Origin of the sequence: Microcoleus sp. MOSTC5 (assembly GCF_036701825.1) — a bacterium.
Lineage (GTDB): Bacteria > Cyanobacteriota > Cyanobacteriia > Cyanobacteriales > Microcoleaceae > Microcoleus > Microcoleus asticus.
Genome location: NZ_JAUBRK010000124.1, coordinates 1 through 2,099, shown reverse-complemented (window position 1 = coordinate 2,099; position 2,099 = coordinate 1). Strand labels below are relative to the sequence as shown.

The window sequence follows — 2,099 nt, the reverse complement described above, 5'->3', positions numbered from 1 at the left end:
CTTCTCTTTGGAGGAGAGATCTGGCTCTTTTGTCGGTTGTTCTTGAGCCGGAGGTTGAGGCTGTGAAGTAGAGGGCTGCGATTGAGGAGGATTTGCGGTAGTGCTTGCTTCGGAGCAAGATTGTAGCTGATCATTATAAACCCAGCCTTGGCTACCATCGGGAAGTTGAACTTGAACAAACGCTGATTCAGCTTTAAGCTCCAATACCAGACTTCCGTGATTTATCAATTTCGCTTCTTCGAGATTACGGTCGGGTTGGTCACGCAGTTTAGCAGTGACTCCGGTTGTTGGAGTTATTCTTCGACACTGAGGGTTACTAGCATCGATTTTTACTTGCTTTTGGACAGAACCTAGTCCAGGAATTAAATTCTGGTTCGATGCGATCACAATGCCACCCACGACTGCTAACAATACCGCAGCGCTCGTTCCCAGAATTACAGACAGTCTGTTTGAGCGTGGTGGTATAGGGTTGTTAGGTGGGATTGGATTTGTGGAAGGGGTTGTGGAAGGCGAAGACTGCCACGCACCAGGTGAGACTGGAATTGTTGGCTGAACTGGATTCTGCGATTGCGGCGGTTGAGTGTATTGAGTTGCCTGTCTCGTTGGCTGATAGGGAGGTGGAGTTGTTTGAGTTGCGTAGTTGGTAGGAGCGTAGCCAGCTTGACCAAGCATAATTGACTGCACCCTTAATTCAACGGCTCCAAGCTGAATTGTCGTGCCTTCATCCAGCATTACTTGACCTTGAGGTACGAGCAAGCCGTTGACCACAGGAGGATTAGTAGCCCGCAGGTTCCGCAGATAAAAACATTGCTGCTGCGGATCGAAAAAAAATTCTGCGTGTAGTGGCGACACTGTGAAGTCAGACAGGACAATATCGCACAAGCTAGCATCCCGTCCAATTCGGACTGTACCAGGATTTTTGCTCGGCTGCTGATCGGATATTGCCTCAATTCTGAGTTGCCCTGCTTCAGCCCATTCAAAAGTTAGTTGATTCATTGTGCTGATGAATACTGTGGTTGTCCGATTGTCTACTTAATTTTAGCTGGCGTAATAAAGTATTTTACTTGCAATACGGAATTATTGGGTTTTCAATTATACTGACATCAACTATGTGAATCTCTAAAATACTGCTTGAGCAAACGATTAACGCACCATGATTCAATCATGACACCTAGCGGCAAACCCAAAACTATGGTCACGCTAGAAACACTCATCAAACTACCAAGCACGGAGGTAGTCATTGACAATAATATCCACCAAGCACTGTTGAAAATATATTTCCGAAAGTAATGAAACCATTGCGCTAATCCAATTAGCCCACCACCACAAAGTTCAACACCTATATCTCGTAGTAGATCTGGAGAAGCAGTAGATGAAAAGCTTATATATTTGGTGGCTGCCACTAGAGAACCATAAAACACATACCCAAGTATAGTTGCAGGGATCCAATTACTAGCTTTAGGCATTTGTTTCCGTAGAACGACCCATTGAAGTGTTCCTACAACTAATCCATAGAAACCCCATGCTAAACTAGGCGACCAACGTGATTGTTCGAGCCTGTTCAATACGAATTCATTTTCATTAATAGTCCCTATCGTAGCTACGGCAATAATAAATAATGCAATAAGACCGAGAATATAGCCAGCAAGAGTTGCCAAAAACCACTTCCAAAAATTTTCAGGAATTTTGGAAGTCTGTCCATCTACATGAGGAGCAGGAGTGGAATTAGGAACAGGGGGATTATTCCCGCCTGAAACATTGGGTGCATACTCGTCAACATTCATTCGGTAAGAACCAGATGATCGCCCTGCTGGCACAGTCGGCGCGACAGGTTGAGGTGAATAAGGCTGGGATGTCGAGAAAGAACCAGAGGGGACAGAGCCAACAGGATATTGTCTTTGAGTAATGGACGTGACTCGCACCTCTGCCTCTCCCAATCGCAACACACTTCCCTGATGCAGTGCTGCTTCGCCCTGAGAAAGAGGTTGTCCATTAATATAGAGCGGATTGTTCTCACGCAAGTTACGCACCAAAAAGCGTTGCTGCGAATCAAACAAGATTTCTATATGCAGTGCAGATACCGTAGGGTTCGATAGCAC

Annotated in this window: 2 protein-coding genes; both read right to left on the bottom strand. The window is 45.5% G+C overall.

From position 1 onward, the window contains the following. Window positions 1-996: FHA domain-containing protein (locus QUA54_RS33245; protein ID WP_333419176.1), on the bottom strand; the 996-nt coding region annotated here is incomplete at its 3' end. A 107-nt stretch (window positions 997-1,103) separates the two neighbouring features. Beyond that, on the bottom strand, window positions 1,104-2,099 hold a 996-nt coding region (locus QUA54_RS33240), incomplete at its 5' end, for an FHA domain-containing protein (RefSeq protein WP_333419174.1).